We start from the raw sequence: 14890 nt of genomic DNA, 5'->3' as shown, positions 1-14890 counted from the left end.
GACATATGATATCGTACGCATTGATTATCTGTGTAGATACCTTATGTAACAGGTCAAGCCTGGTATTGGCAACTTTTTCGTGTATTGCCGCAACTTTAAGCCTTTGCCTGTTTCGGCTACTTGAGCCCTTTACCTTTCTTGAAAGGTGTTTTTGTGCTTTTGCTAACTGACTTTCATATCTCTTTAAATGACAGTTGTTTGTAAACCTTATGCCATCGGAAGTAACCGCAAAATCTTTAATTCCTAAGTCAATGCCCACCTGTTTTTTTGTTGGCTTCAATGGTTGATGCCGCACTTCACAAAGTATGGATACAAAGTATTTACCTGTTGGTGTTTTAGATACAGTACAATGCTTCACTTCACCCTTTAATTCTCTATGTTCGATGATTTTAATGCCATCTTTAAATTTTGGGAAAAACAATTTTCCATTACTCACTTCCACAAATTGCGGAACTGTGAAACTATTTTTTCTCCGTTTACTTTTAAATCGGGGAAACTTAGCATTACCTCTAAAAAAGTTCACAAAGGCGGTGTCTAAATTTCGCAGGGCAGTTTGTAATGTTTGACTGTTAACTTCCTTTAACCATTCAGTTGCTTCTTTCTTTTTTAACTGGGTCAAAGCGCCCGCCTGTTTAAGATAATTATCTGATTTTTTATTCTCCTTATACTGCTCAATTCTTTCGTTCAAAAAGTGATTGAATACAAAGCGAACACACCCGAAATGCTTACTCAAAAGCAGTTCCTGTTGCTTTGTCGGCAACAATGCAAAACGGTATGTCTTATGTATTAATTTCAATTATGGATCAACTGATATATATAATGTATAGAATATACTACTTATATTTTCAATAAGTATAATTAAAGATACTTATTAATACACAAAAATAAGGTTAAAAAACCTTAGAAGCAGTTATACTTCCACAAATTGTTGAAAGCGGGCAAGTTAAAGCAGGAAAGCACTATTGCAATTTGGCAAAAGCACAAAAACATATTAACAAAGAACTTACGGAAAGAACATGCTTTCTGGTCAAATGGTTACTTTGTTTGCCTCTATTGGAGAAGCAATTCCTGAACTGTCCAGCATATTCTTTCACAGGGCTAAATTATTCTTGTGCCTTACATCCCAAAAGCTAAAGACTCTTGGGTTTTGCGGCACGTTTTATAAATGCTGCCCGCAGGAAAAAGTAACCCGCTGCACCCCGGAATTATGCGGCAATAACTTGTTCGTAATCAACTTTCATCTTAACATCTTCCCATTAAAAATATTTATCTTCATTCATCGGGTGACCGGCATAGATTCGAGTGGATTAAAACCAATTGGGGACCGATCCGCTGTAACTTTTCAAAAACCAACAGCGGGAGCTTGCCCCCGGAATATAAAATTACAATGATGAACAGAACGATTCAACGTGTAGCCGTTTTAGGCAGTGGTGTTATGGGCAGCCGGATCGCCTGCCTGTTTGCCGGAGTTGGTATTCCGGTACTCCTGCTGGATATGCCCTATACCGCGGGAGAAGGGAAACCGGAAGGCCCACGCAATAAAAACGTCGATGCCGCCCTGCAGGCCGCCATTAAAAGCAGCCCGTCGCCACTTTATACCCAGGCAGATCAGCGGCTGATCCGTACCGGAAATTTCGAAGACGACCTGAAAGATATCGGAACCTGTGACTGGGTAATTGAAGTGGTCGTGGAAAAACTGGATGTCAAGAAAAGTCTTTTCGAAAGGGTGGAAAAATTCCGACGCCCGGGAACCCTGATTACCAGCAATACTTCCGGCATACCGATTCACCTGATGACCGCGGACCGTAGTGAAGATTTTCAGCGCCATTTTTGTGGCACGCATTTCTTCAACCCGCCCCGCTACCTGCGTCTGCTGGAAATCATTCCGGCACCGCAGACCGATTCAGAGGTGGTAGATTTCCTGATGGACTACGGCAGCAGGATCCTGGGTAAGACAACCGTACGCTGTGAGGACCGTCCCGCTTTTATCGCCAACCGGATCGGCGTGTTTTCCATCATGCAGATTTTTAAACTGATGGAGACCCGGCAGCTCTCCATTGACGCAGTCGACAGCCTGACCGGAACCATTATCGGGCGACCCAAATCGGCAACTTTTCGCACTGCAGATGTGGTGGGTGTGGACACCCTGGTCCGGGTAGCCGAAGGCATTTATGAAAATTGTCCGCAGGACGAACACCGCGAAATCTTCCGGGTACCGGAATGGCTCAGCCGGATGGTCGCCGAACAAAGACTGGGCGATAAAACCGGCCAGGGTTTCTTCAAGAAAATAAAAGACGAAAAAGGTGCTTCGCAGATCCTGACCCTGAATCTGGAGACCCTGGAATACGGCCCACGCCAGAAAGTGAAGTTTGCAGCCATAGATGCCGCTAAACCCGTTGAGGACCTCCGTCAAAGACTGAAAATGCTCTATAATGCCCAGGATCAGGCCGGTGATTTTTACCGGGCTTTTCACCAGGCGCTGTTTGCCTATATCAGTCACCGTATGGGAGATATCACGGACGCCATTTACCGGGTAGATGACGCCATGAAAGCCGGCTTTGGATGGGAAATCGGTCCTTTTGAAAGCTGGGACCTGCTGGGACTGGCGCCCACGGTAGCGGCCATGAAAGCAGCGGGTGAACCACCTGCAGCCTGGGTGGAGGCGATGCTGGAAGCGGGTCATCAGCAATTTTATAAGATTGAAAATGGCCGTAAACTGGTGTATGATATTGACCGCCAGCGCTATCAACCCGTACCCGGTTCAGAAAGCATGCTGATACTGCGGCATTTTAAGGACCAGACGATCTGGAAAAACAGCAGCTGCCGGCTCTATGATATTGGCGACGAGGTGCTGGGACTGGAATGGCATACCAAAATGGGTACCATTGGCGGCGATGTTCTTTCGGGTATTCAAACGGCCATCGCTACTGCGGAAAAAGATTTTAAAGGACTGGTGATTGCCAACGAAGGCCTTAACTTTTCTGCCGGCGCCAATATCGGCATGATCTTCATGCTGGCCGTGGAACAGGAATACGATGAACTGGATTTTGCCATCCGGGCCTTTCAGGATACCATGATGCGGGTACGCTACTCTTCCATCCCGGTGATCGTTGCCCCCCATGGCCTGGCCCTGGGTGGCGGCTGTGAAATCAGCCTCCATGCTGATAAAGTATGCGCCGCCGCAGAAACCTATACCGGCCTGGTGGAGTTGGGTGTGGGGGTGATCCCGGGCGGGGGCGGTACCAAGGAATTTGTGCTGCGGGCCAGCGATGAACAGCGGAAAGGCGTGCCCGAAAATATTCCGCTGCAACAACGGTTCCTGACAATCGCCACGGCCAAAGTCGCCACCAGTGCCGCAGAAGCCTTTGAACTGGGCTATTACCGCCGGGGACAGGACCAGATCATTATGAATCCGGACCGACGTATCGACCGGGCGAAAAAAGCAGTACTCGACCTGCAGGACGCCGGTTACCGGCAACCGGTACCCCGTACCGACATTAAGGTACAGGGCCGGGCTGCCCTGGGTGCCTTGCTGGCCGGCATTCATGGCATGGAAAGGGGCCGTTATGCGACCGCCCATGATGCCCTGGTTGCCCGGAAACTGGCCTATGTCATGTGTGGTGGCGATCTGTCCGAACCACAGCTGGTCAGTGAGCAATACCTGCTGGACCTGGAAAGACAGGCTTTTCTTTCACTTTGCGGGGAAAGAAAGACCCTGGAGCGGCTGCAATCGGTCATTAGCAAAGGCAAACCGATCCGTAATTAGGTTATCGAACGGAGCAACGCCTGTCGTCACCGGAATCCGCGCTTTCCGCCAACCGGAGCCGGTGCGGCTCCTGCGATGGCTCCGATGGGTGGCCCGATGCAGCTATTCGGCTGAATAATCGTAATTTTGCGCCCAATTACCCATTACAGGTTCCCGGTATGCAAAGAACAAAGATTAGAATCCACCATAACTTCAAACTCATTTTGGTTTCCCTGATCATCAGCCTGATCTCTGGTCTGATGGCTTTATCACTGAAGAATATCACAGAAATCCTGGAACACCGGATTTCCGCATTTGCCGGCACCCACCATTCCTGGCTGTTCATCGTACTACCCACGATCGGCATCACAACCATTTATTTTCTGCGTAAATACCTGTTTCGTAACCGTAAGAATAAGGGGATCACTGAAATTTACAAGACCCTGGACCTGCGTAAGGACCATCTGCCGATTTTTAAATTACCCTCCCATTATATCAATGGCTTTCTAACCGTAATATTCGGCGGCTCTACCGGTATCGAAGTGTCCACCGTGGTGGCTACCGCTACCATCGGGAATGCGGCTTACAAAAAAGACTTTTCCGCAAAAATGTACAAAAGGGAGCTGGTCTGTGCCGGTGTGGCCTCCGGGATCGCTGTGCTGTTTTCCAGCCCGATTGCCGGCTGGTTGTTCGCGATGGAAGTGATTGCCCGTAAATTCAGCCGTTCCCTGGCGGTAGCCTGCTCGGCATCGGTACTCGTGGCCTGGGGTATTATCCTGCTGTTTGAAAATGAAAGGATTCTGCCTTTTGCCGCCCAGGAATGGCAATGGGCGGCCCTGCCCTTTGTGATCCTGCTGAGTTTTCTGGGCGCTTTTCTTTCTGTATACTTTACCCTGCTGGTCATCAATATCAAGAACTTCTTTTCAGGCATCCACAATAATTTTATCCGGGTCAATCTGGGCGCCCTGATCGTCGGCGGCCTGCTGCTTTTCTGGCCACAACTATATGGAGACAGTTACCATGGCCTCACCGAAATCCTCAGGGAAAGCATGACGCCCGATCCGGTGGCAATGGGGCTGCTGCTGTTGTTGGCCCTGCTCAAACCTATTGCGGCTTCCCTGACCCTGGGTTCCGGGGGAGACGGCGGCGTTTTTGCACCCAGCATCGTGGCCGGCGCCTTTCTGGGCCTGCTATTCGCCGGGATCTGTAACCGCTACTTTGGCACCGAACTGGTGCTTATCAATTTTGCGCTGGTCGGGGCTGCGGCTACCCTGTCGCCTTCCATTTACGCCCCATTTACCACGCTTTTCCTGGTCTGCAACCTGGTGCCCAACGGCTTTGTCATTTTTATTCCGGTTCTGGCCGCCAGCCTGATTTCCAAGAAATTCTCTGAACTGCTCCTGCCGTATAATGTCTATACCTACGGATCCAATTTATCCCGGCCTGCGGCCGATGAATAAGCCGGGTTCGGGGACCAGAAATTTCGGGGGAACCCTTAATTTTATCATGGGCAGCCATACGAGCTGCTCCCTTAAAAATCAGCAGGTATGGGCACAGTGGAAATCGAAGGGGAAATCCTCACCATTCACTCACATATTATCACTTACGGACATGCTTCGGACGCCGCAATCACTGAACAGATCCGTCAGGAAATAGAGACCCTGTGGAATGAACCAAAAGGCCTTGTGACCCTGCGCCAGGCGTCTCACGAGCTTCGTTTCCGGATCACCGCCGCCTGGCAGCCGGATATTACAGAATATACCATCCTGACCAATGATGATCCCCGCAATAACTATTTCCGGATTGAGGAATATGCCCGCGGCAATATTTCCTTTGTCGACGGACTGGGCTGTAATACCGGTTATTTCAAACTGGAGAACCTTTACCTGGGTTCCACCACTGCCGCCCATGAATACGGCCATACCCTGGGACTGGAACACCCCGTCGATCTGGACCTGCGGGGTAAGGGCATCCCCGGAATTATGTATCCCAGGGGCACCCTGGTGGATCCGATTTATCAGTACGATCCGATGGTTCCGGCGGGTCAGACCGGCGGTACCCTCCACCCCAGACATCGTAAAGTCCGCGAGGAGGACCTGGAACTGTTACCAATGACCAGACTCAACTTCCATAATAACCGGGCGGTACTCGGCGCATTCAGCAGCATCTGGCATCCCGATCACCGGGACCTGCCGGCACAATAGACGGTGGCATAGGGACCCAAAAAAAGGGTGGCTGAACCACCCCTATCAAAACATAATCAACAATATCCTTTAAGTCATCCGTCCAGCCGGATTATTCTCCTTTTATATCGGATTTAATATCGCGGGCCTTATCGCCGACTTTCTCTGCACCGGATTTGACCGCACCGCCGACTTTCTTAGCGGCAGATTTAGTGGCGTCCACACCTTTTTCCACACCTTCTTTGGTCGCATCGACCCCTTTTTCTACGGCATCACCGGTTGCTTCAGCAGCATTGCTGACACCAGTCTTGGTGGCATCCCAGGCATTTTCGACCGCATTGCCTGCTTTGTCAAAGAATTGTCCGGCCCGGGTAACCCGGCCTCCTTCATCGATTTGTACGGTATTTCCCTGGGGATCAACGATGTCTCCGTTGGCTTTCACGACCAGTCCATTGTCCAGTGTGATGTCTTCCGCAACCGGAACCCATTGACCGCTCTGGTAGACTACTACCTGTCCGTTCTGCCGGCTGATATCACCTTCGGCGGCTGCCGGAGATGCTTCCATGGCAGTTTCATCCAGGGTTTCGATCATTGCAGAATCTTCAGTTGCTGCGGTATTGTCTGCGGCATTGTTGCAGGCTACGGTAACGGCTGCAATAGCAGCAATGGTAAATAGTTTTTTCATTGTATATATTTTTAAATTCAGGATACAACCGATCCGGCCAGGCGACTGCCTGGGTCCATTGACACGGTCCATCGGTAAAGTTTGCAAAATTTATTAAAGAACTGCCCTGCGCATCAGCGGCCCGGCGCAACCGGGTGGCATCTATAATCTCTGTGTTATTCCAAACGGCTCTTTCTCACTGGCAAAGATGGGGAGATTACTGTTAAGAAAATAATAATCCCCGCCCGGCACAAAAATTAAAAGCGGTAAAAAATCTACCGCTTCTAATGCTTAATCGCTTATTGACCGTTTTTCTGTCTTTGTTTTTTATCTACAATGGCACCGATTCCTGCACCGGTAGCTGCGCCGATCACACCACCTACCACACCGCCACCTACACGATTCTTTTTATTGGCGATGGCACCTGTAGCTGCTCCGGTAACGGCACCAACAATAGCGCCTTTAGCTGTATGGCTCATGCCTTTTTTACGGGCTGGCTCGGGAGCGGGCTCTTCATATACGGTACCTGAACCGGAAGAACCTGAACCATCGGAAACGGAAGAACCATTACCAGCCGGCTGGGAGGAATGAGAGGAATAGGAACGGCTTGAAGAACTCCTTGGGGAGGACGAGGACCGGGCCGGTGCAGAAGCCATTTCTTCTGCTTCCAGGGCCGCCGCATTCTCAGAATCGATCTCTGCTCTTATTTCATTTTCAAGTTTCCAACGCTGGTATTCTGCCAGACCCAGGGTATCCATGCCCTCCGCTGAGGTTTCCTGCCCCTTACGACTGTTACAGGAGCTGATGACCGCCAATATCATAGTCAATGCCAATACACTATAAATAAACCTTTTCATAAATACAAAATTTAGTCAGATAATTAGTTACCCCATTAAGACAAAAAACTATGCCAAATCCGTTGTCCGTCGCTTCTTAAAAAAATCCTAATTAGCCAGCTTCTGCGGCTTCGCCCTGAAACCATTATAATAACCACTGTAAATCAATCCGTTAAGAAAAACGGTCCCCCAAAAGTGGAGGACCGTAACTAGAAAAATATATTCGATAGATTAAATTATCTTTTCTACCTGCATGTAATTGAGTTCCACCGGCGTGGAGCGGCCAAAGATCTTTACGATCACCTTCAGTTTCTTCTTTTCGTCATTGACTTCCTCAATCACACCGTTGAAATCATTAAAGGGTCCTTCCACGATCTTGATGGTTTCACCAACAATATAGGGCTCAATCATGTTCACACCACCATTCTCCGCCATTTCATCCATCCGGCCCAGCATCTTGTTCACTTCAGACTTTCGTAGCGAAATCGGATTGTCTTTCCCCAGAAAATGAATCACGCTATTGGTACCTACAATCAGGTCGCGCAGATCATCATTCATCTTACCGTCGAGCACTTCAACCATCACATAACCGGGATAATAGTTTCTTTCCCGCATTACCTTTTTGCCAGCCTGCACCTTATATACTTTCTCAACGGGAAGGAATACCTGTTTCACAATCTCGGCATAGCCACTTCTCGAAATTTCCTTATCCAGATACTCTTTTACCTTGCGCTCTTTGCCACTAACGACCCGCAACACATACCATTTGGTATCCGGTTGCGGTGTTTCAGTAACCGTATTTTCGACCGTATTCTCTTCCATTTTAATTATATAACATTTTATATAAGAGATTCAGACCACCACCTGCAACAAAATCCATACCCCAGATAATAAGGGTAATAATAATGGTAGCAACCAGCACAATCATGGTGGACTGCTGCAATTGTGCCCAGTCCGGCCAGGTAACTTTTTCTGCCAGTTCCGTATAACTGTCTCTTATGTAATTTGCAAACTTTTTCATCCGCTTTGTTTTATCGCTTCGCAGCTGCCGCCATCAGGTTTTTCGGAAAAAATCCGGCTGGCTTGCGAACAGCTTCCTGGAATATCAACTTCTGCACGGGCACTAGGATTCGAACCCAGATCAACGGTTTTGGAGACCGCTATTCTACCATTGAACTATGCCCGTAAACGAATTAGCTAATTAGCAAACTGCTAATTAGCTAATTTCTGTTATTTCAAAGAATATCTATCAAAATTACTTGATAATCTCTGTCACCTGACCGGCACCTACGGTACGTCCACCTTCGCGAATCGCGAATTTCAGACCTTTTTCCATAGCGATCGGAGTGATCAGTGTAACGTTCAGTGTGGTGTTATCACCAGGCATTACCATTTCAGTTCCTTCGGGTAAAGTACACTCACCGGTTACGTCAGTCGTACGGAAATAGAACTGAGGACGGTATTTGTTGAAGAATGGTGTGTGACGACCACCTTCATCTTTGCTCAGTACATACACTTCACCTTTGAAGTCAGTGTGTGGTGTGATAGAACCGGGCTTACAGATTACCATACCACGGCGGATATCTTTTTTCTCAATACCGCGCAGCAGCAGACCTGCATTATCACCAGCTTCACCTTCGTCCAGGATTTTGCGGAACATTTCCACACCTGTTACAGTAGAAGTCAGGGGTTTTTCCATCAGACCTACGATCTCAACGGGATCGCCGGTTTTGATTTTACCTCTTTCAATACGACCGGTAGCCACGGTACCACGACCTGTGATAGAGAATACATCTTCCACAGACATCAGGAAAGGCAGATCGATCGGACGGGGAGGCAGGGGAATCCAGTTGTCAACAGCCTCCATTAATTCTGTAATGGCGCTAACCCATTTTTCATCACCAGCCAAAGCTCCGGTAGCAGAACCTTTAATGATCGGTGTGTTGTCACCGTCAAATCCGCGTTTGCTCAATTCATCACGAACTTCCATTTCCACCAGATCCAGCAATTCGGGATCGTCTACCAGATCAACTTTATTTAAGAATACCACCATTTTGGGTACACCTACCTGAGCGGCCAGCAGGATGTGCTCTTTTGTTTGGGGCATCGGACCATCAGTAGCCGCTACCACCAGAATCGCACCGTCCATCTGGGCAGCACCGGTAATCATATTTTTTACGTAGTCAGCGTGACCAGGGCAATCCACGTGCGCATAGTGACGAGAATCAGTTTGGTACTCTACGTGTGCGGTATTGATAGTAATACCTCTTTCTTTTTCTTCAGGAGCACCGTCGATATCATCATACTTTTTTGCCTGTGCTAAACCTTTTTTAGAAAGGATGTCGGTAATAGCTGCAGTCAAAGTTGTTTTACCATGGTCAACGTGACCAATAGTACCAATGTTAACGTGGGGTTTCTCCCTCTTAAAGGTCTCTTTTGACATTGTTATCTGTTTTAAAGTTGTTGTTTGAAATTTTTATTGTTGTACCTCGCCCGGATCTAAGCCTTGATTAAATCAGCCTTCCGGCGGTACGCCTATACTTTCTCTTCTATAGCGGTTCCCGTACAACCGGGCGGGTCCCGTCTTCCCGGCCGCATCTGCCCGCCGGCAATCCCTTTCCGTCGGCAGATCCGATGCGCTGCATCTGAAACGACAGCGGACAGGGTAATCTGAGCCGTTGATGAGAATTGAACTCACGACCTCTTCCTTACCAAGGAAGTGCTCTACCACTGAGCTACAACGGCCTGACAGTGTGTAGTGCATTCACTTCACATCAACATCATCCATTTTAAAGAACTCAGGCAATTGGCGTTCCGGTTGTTACCGGAACGACTGCCTGTTGGAGCGGGAGACGAGGCTCGAACTCGCCACCTGAAGCTTGGAAGGCTACCGCTCTACCAAATGAGCTACTCCCGCTTTCCGGAGGTGTTCTATTTCTGGTCCAAAGACCAGTAACACCTTAGTACCATGTAAAGAACTAAAAAAATCAGCCGTATTCCGGTTACTGCTGATTTACAACGTGGGCAGGGAAGGATTCGAACCTCCGTACTCCGAAGAGAACAGATTTACAGTCTGTCGCCTTTAACCACTCGGCCACCTACCCGTTGATCTGAAAGTTGAAAGGGCTGGTATCACAACAGCAGACGAACCGTCGCTGCGGGACTTCCTGCGCTGATCTCTCAACTGACAAAAGAGCCGAAGAAGGGGATCGAACCCCCGACCTGCTGATTACAAATCAGCTGCTCTACCAGCTGAGCTACTTCGGCAAAAAATGTAAAGAACTTTCGGTCATTTTAAGGGGAAAACCGCTGTTTATAAAGCACTAAGGTCCTACCCCAAAAATTTGGAAGGCAAAGGTAAGGGAATTTTTTAAAGAAAGAAAGTTTAGTATATTTTTTTTGTTACAATTTTTAAGGGCCTGTACCCTACTGCCCGCGCGGCAGGTTTTGCAGGTATTAAAAACCGGCAATACCCTGACCGCAGTCTAAAAAAAAACCCCGCCATTTTAGGCGGGGTGGTATATATCTTTATTCAAGCAATCATTTTTTCTTTTCGTCTTTTCACCTGGTTCACCAGCGAATCAAAAGCAGACTCAAAGGACTCTTCAAAGGATTTGCTGCTACATTTCACAAAAAAACTGTGACGCGGTACATGTACTTTAATCTCCACAATTTTATCCTTGATCGTATGCACTACATTGTCCAGTTTCAAAAAGACATCCGATTCAATTATCCGGTCATGAAACGTGTTCAGCTTCTCCATTTTGCGGCTTACGAACTCTACTAGTTTGCGGTCTGCTTCAAAATTAACCGATTGAATGTTCACATTCATAATGTATATATTTAAAAGTGAAATAATCTGGTAGTTTACCCTCCTGTCAAAGATCTGTCGCTGCCTTAAAGTTAGTATAAACTACAGGCATTTTCAAAATTAAAACTGTGAAACTTTTGTATAAATCTCAGGCCCGGGGATGGGCGTTTTTATACACTTCCTTGAGTTGTTCAATCGTGGTATGGGTATAGACCTGTGTGGCCGCCAGACTGGCATGTCCGAGCAGCTCTTTTACGGCATTCAGCTCCGCTCCCTGATTGACCAGATGCGTGGCAAAACTGTGCCGCAGGACATGGGGGCTTTTCTTATCCAGCGTGGGAATCGTTGATAAATAAAGGTTTACCATACGATATGCATATTTAGGATAGAGTTTACGGCCTTTTTCGGTAAGTAGCAGTGCGGGCTCCGGATTTTCAAAACGGCTGTTTTTCTGCCCGATATAGTCTCGGATGGCCTCCAGGGTCTGGGGGGCCAGCGGAATGCTGCGCTCCTTATTTCCCTTACCCAGGACCTTGACCTGCCGGCGGGCAAAATCCACCTGCTGTTCCCTGAGTCCGATCAGTTCACTCAGCCGCATACCGGTGGCATAAAACAGGTGAACCAGCATATACCCGTTCAGGGTCTTCCAGTCTTCTGTAGCACTGCTCAGCGTCTCCTGCAGTCGCTCCATATCGTCCTGCCGGACAAAAACCGGTAATTGTTTGCCGGTCTTGGGTGACAGGATTTTGGTCATGGGATTGGAAGGGACAGCGCCTTTTTTATGCTGAAAACGGAAAAAGGATTTCAGGGTGGAAATTTTCCGGTTAATGGTTTTATTCGTCTGGTGCTGCCGCAGTTCCGCCAGCCAGCTGCGCACCTGCTGATAGTTGATGGATGCCAGGTCCGGGCCTTCATACTGATCCCGGAGATACTGCTCAAAATCCTTCAGATCACCTTCATAAGCGATGATGGTATGCCTGGAATACCGCTTTTCAAACTGAAGATAGCTGATAAAGGAAGCAATATGCGCTGTGAAGGGTACTGCCATAAAAAAAGTCCTGTAAGCGGGTTACAGGACTGCAATTTATTCAAAATATTGATGTTATCAGGGTTCTATTTTACCGCTGGCGATCTGCTGTTTATAGATGGCTTTCAATACTTCACCGCGTCTCCGGACAGAAGGTTTGGTAAAAGCCTGACGTTCACGAAGTTGCAATAAGACCTTTGATTTCTCAAACTTTTTCTTGTACTTCTTCAGTGCCTTGTCTATGTTTTCGCAGTCTTTAGAATCAATAATTAACATAATAAATATATACCTCCTTTGGCAATTTTTTGAGGCGCAAAGATAAGGCATTTAATTTCAAAAACAAATATTTTGGTGGTTTTGTTATTCTACGCAAATTAGCAGCATGTTTACCGGTATTATTGAAACCACAGGGCGGGTCCAATCCGTTGTTGCCCAGGGCAGTAACAGAACCTATCTGATTGAAAGTCCCCTATCCCCTGAACTAAAGATTGATCAGAGTCTGAGCCATAACGGCGTCTGCCTGACCGTAGAGGCGGTCGCAGATGGCACCCATAGCGTCAGTGCCATCGAAGAGACCCTTAAAAAAACCAACCTTGCGACCCTTCAGGCCGGTGACCTGGTCAACCTGGAACGCTGCCTGCCCCTGAACGGGCGTCTGGACGGACACCTGGTACAGGGCCATGTGGATGCCATCGCCCGCTGTCTTGAAATCAATAACCGGGATGGCAGTTGGGAATACCGTTTTGAATTTGATGCGCAATTCGCCGCCCTGGTGATCGAAAAAGGTTCAGTATGTCTGAATGGCATCAGTCTGACCGCTTTTGATGTGACCCGCAACACCCTGAAAGTTGCTATCATCCCCTATACCTATCAGCATACCAATATCCGGCTGATCGGGATCGGTGATCCGGTCAATATTGAATTTGATCTTATCGGAAAATACCTGCTGCGCAGCCGGCAGCTGGAACAGTCTCCTGAATAATGCATCCGTCCGTCCGGGATTCGTGCTAGGACCTGCTACCGGGACCCGTTGCGGTATTCCAGATTTCCCAGCTTAATTCTGCCTGACCTGCCAGCATTTCATAGCCGTTTTTGACGGCGGCTCCCTGCACCGCTCCCCTTTTCAGAAACAGGGTTTCGGCGGGATTATAGACCAGGTCATACAGATAATGGCGGGCTGTCAGTAATTCATAAGGTATGGGTGGCGCAGTCTCCGTTTTGGGAAAGCTACCCAGTGGTGTACAGTTGATGATCAGGGTATGGGCGGCCATCAGCCCGGCATCCAGCTGCGTATAAGTGTAGCCCTTATCGGGACTGCGGGATACATAAGCGGTCTCAATCCCCATTTCCTGCAATACCCAGTGTACCGCTTTGGCAGCGCCGCCGGTGCCCAGAATCAGGGCCCTGCTATGGTGGGGTTGCAGGAGGGGCAGCAGGGAATGCCGGAATGCAGGTGCATCCGTATTATAGCCTTTCAGGCGTCCTGCTTCGATTTTGATACAATTAACGGCGCCTATCGCTGCGGCCGGGGCATCTTCGCTGTCCAGATAAGCACGAACCTTTTCCTTATAGGGAATGGTCACATTGAGTCCTTCCAGGTGCGGATATTGCTCCAGCAGCGCCGGTAATTGGGTAATGGCATCCAGGGGAAATAATTCATAGACGGTGTCGCTGATGCCCGCCTGCGCAAATTTTTCCGTAAAATACTTCTTGGAAAAAGACTGGCTCAGGGGCATGCCGATCAGACCAAAGAGCCGCATCAGGAATTATTTTTTTTATCGAGGTATAATTCAAAGGTATCCCCCCGCAGTCCGATACGCATGGCTTCCAGCGCAATGACTTCATTGGGCGGGATATTACCCAGGTTCACATTGCAACCGATCAGTTCCAGAAAGTAAAGTTGCTGGGCTTTTTGTGGCGCTTCCCAGATAATTTTTTCTTCGGGGATCTGGGTCAGGATCTCCTGCACCAAGCCTTCCCGGACTTCGCCGCTGCCGCGGTAAATACCAACGTTCCCGGCTTCGCGGGCTTCGGCAATCACATAGGAAGAACCGGCTTCCAGTTCGGCGCGCATCAGTTCGATCCATTTATAGGGGGGTATAATATGGGTAGCATCCTTACTGCCCACTTCACTGAGCACGGTCCCATACCGGGTCATTTTCTCGATATAGCCGCATTTCTCGGCATGGGGAATAACGATCGAGCCGTCACTCACTTCCATATAATCGATTCCCAGTGATCCGCAAACCGCTATATAATCCTGTATCTGATTGCGGACCAGATAGGCCTCAAACAGGGTTCCGCCAAAATAAACCGCCATCCCATGAGATTTGTAGAGGGCGATTTTTTCTTCCAGCTTCGGGGTGACGACTGCGGTACCGAATCCCAATTTCACAATATCCACATGTGGAGCGGAAGCACTCATAAAAAAACCGGCTTCTTCCAGGCTGAGGCCTTTATCCATCACCATGGTCAGCCCTGAGTTACGTGGTTGTTGTTTTCTTTCCGGTAACTGGGATAAATTGAATTTTGTCATGCAGGATTCGATTGTTACGGCGGCAAATGTATCATTTATTGCCCAAACTATCATTTTGAGGGTACTCCGGCCACTCCTGAAGTTGCCG

At 48.4% G+C, this 14890-nt stretch carries 15 protein-coding genes and 5 tRNA genes; 4 read left to right on the top strand and 16 right to left on the bottom strand.

The window, feature by feature from the left end:
• Positions 1-733 (bottom strand): RNA-guided endonuclease TnpB family protein (locus tag ACYVI9_RS17950; RefSeq protein WP_460767468.1); only part of this gene is annotated, 733 nt, incomplete at its 3' end.
• Positions 734-1390: 657 nt separating this feature from the next.
• On the opposite strand from ACYVI9_RS17950, the gene ACYVI9_RS17945 reads away from it, so the two are divergent.
• The 3 genes from ACYVI9_RS17945 (at position 1391) to ACYVI9_RS17935 (ending at position 5949) form a co-directional block, all read left to right on the top strand.
• Complete coding sequence (locus tag ACYVI9_RS17945; RefSeq protein WP_460767462.1) at positions 1391-3766, top strand: 3-hydroxyacyl-CoA dehydrogenase NAD-binding domain-containing protein; 2376 nt, start codon at positions 1391-1393, stop codon at positions 3764-3766.
• 158 nt (positions 3767-3924) lie between these two features.
• Entirely contained in the window at positions 3925-5205 is a 1281-nt protein-coding gene (locus ACYVI9_RS17940) for a chloride channel protein (protein WP_460767459.1), read from the top strand.
• Positions 5206-5292: 87 nt separating this feature from the next.
• Positions 5293-5949 (top strand): peptidase M10, encoded by a 657-nt coding sequence (locus tag ACYVI9_RS17935; RefSeq protein WP_460767456.1) that lies wholly within the window; start codon positions 5293-5295, stop codon positions 5947-5949.
• A gap of 91 nt (positions 5950-6040) precedes the next feature.
• Here the strand turns inward: ACYVI9_RS17935 and ACYVI9_RS17930 are convergent, their stop codons facing one another.
• The 13 genes from ACYVI9_RS17930 to rpsU form a co-directional block, all read right to left on the bottom strand.
• A complete protein-coding gene (locus ACYVI9_RS17930; protein ID WP_460767453.1) occupies positions 6041-6613 on the bottom strand; it encodes a DUF6799 domain-containing protein in 573 nt (190 codons plus the stop codon).
• A gap of 278 nt (positions 6614-6891) precedes the next feature.
• Positions 6892-7449, bottom strand: coding sequence for a glycine zipper domain-containing protein (locus tag ACYVI9_RS17925; RefSeq protein ID WP_460767449.1), 558 nt, complete (start codon positions 7447-7449; stop codon positions 6892-6894).
• Positions 7450-7659: 210 nt separating this feature from the next.
• Positions 7660-8250, bottom strand: coding sequence for a transcription termination/antitermination protein NusG (gene nusG, locus ACYVI9_RS17920; RefSeq protein ID WP_460767446.1), 591 nt, complete (start codon positions 8248-8250; stop codon positions 7660-7662).
• Between the two features lies 1 nt (position 8251).
• Entirely contained in the window at positions 8252-8449 is a 198-nt protein-coding gene (gene secE, locus ACYVI9_RS17915; RefSeq protein ID WP_460767443.1) for a preprotein translocase subunit SecE, read from the bottom strand.
• A gap of 94 nt (positions 8450-8543) precedes the next feature.
• Positions 8544-8614 (bottom strand) — tRNA-Trp (locus ACYVI9_RS17910).
• Between the two features lie 69 nt (positions 8615-8683).
• Positions 8684-9871 (bottom strand): elongation factor Tu, encoded by a 1188-nt coding sequence (gene tuf, locus ACYVI9_RS17905; RefSeq protein WP_460767440.1) that lies wholly within the window; start codon positions 9869-9871, stop codon positions 8684-8686.
• Positions 9872-10101: 230 nt separating this feature from the next.
• Positions 10102-10173: transfer RNA gene (locus ACYVI9_RS17900), tRNA-Thr, on the bottom strand.
• Positions 10174-10269: 96 nt separating this feature from the next.
• Positions 10270-10345 (bottom strand) — tRNA-Gly (locus ACYVI9_RS17895).
• Between the two features lie 104 nt (positions 10346-10449).
• Positions 10450-10532, bottom strand: a tRNA-Tyr gene (locus ACYVI9_RS17890).
• Positions 10533-10622: 90 nt separating this feature from the next.
• A tRNA-Thr gene (locus ACYVI9_RS17885) sits at positions 10623-10695 on the bottom strand.
• A gap of 265 nt (positions 10696-10960) precedes the next feature.
• The gene (locus ACYVI9_RS17880) at positions 10961-11260 is read right to left on the bottom strand and encodes an HPF/RaiA family ribosome-associated protein (protein ID WP_460767437.1); all 300 of its coding nucleotides are present in this window, start codon (positions 11258-11260) and stop codon (positions 10961-10963) included.
• Positions 11261-11387: 127 nt separating this feature from the next.
• The gene (locus tag ACYVI9_RS17875; RefSeq protein ID WP_460767434.1) at positions 11388-12287 is read right to left on the bottom strand and encodes a tyrosine-type recombinase/integrase; all 900 of its coding nucleotides are present in this window, start codon (positions 12285-12287) and stop codon (positions 11388-11390) included.
• Between the two features lie 57 nt (positions 12288-12344).
• Positions 12345-12542, bottom strand: a complete 198-nt coding sequence (gene rpsU / locus ACYVI9_RS17870) for a 30S ribosomal protein S21 (RefSeq protein ID WP_460767431.1) — start codon at positions 12540-12542, stop codon at positions 12345-12347.
• A gap of 106 nt (positions 12543-12648) precedes the next feature.
• Between rpsU and ACYVI9_RS17865 the strand changes: the two genes are divergently transcribed.
• Complete coding sequence (locus ACYVI9_RS17865) at positions 12649-13248, top strand: riboflavin synthase (RefSeq protein ID WP_460767428.1); 600 nt, start codon at positions 12649-12651, stop codon at positions 13246-13248.
• 25 nt (positions 13249-13273) lie between these two features.
• On the opposite strand, the gene ACYVI9_RS17860 is transcribed toward ACYVI9_RS17865, so the two are convergent.
• Together ACYVI9_RS17860 and ACYVI9_RS17855 are read right to left on the bottom strand one after the other, a co-directional pair.
• Positions 13274-14026 (bottom strand): shikimate dehydrogenase family protein, encoded by a 753-nt coding sequence (locus ACYVI9_RS17860; protein ID WP_460767425.1) that lies wholly within the window; start codon positions 14024-14026, stop codon positions 13274-13276.
• A complete protein-coding gene (locus ACYVI9_RS17855; RefSeq protein ID WP_460767422.1) occupies positions 14026-14802 on the bottom strand; it encodes a phosphosulfolactate synthase in 777 nt (258 codons plus the stop codon). Before ACYVI9_RS17855 ends, ACYVI9_RS17860 begins: the two co-directional genes overlap by 1 nt.
• Between the last annotated feature and the right edge of the window lie 88 nt (positions 14803-14890).

Source organism: Niabella terrae, assembly GCF_054783135.1.
The sequence above is the reverse complement of the archived record's forward strand: the minus strand, read 5'-3'. Positions and strand labels throughout refer to the sequence as shown.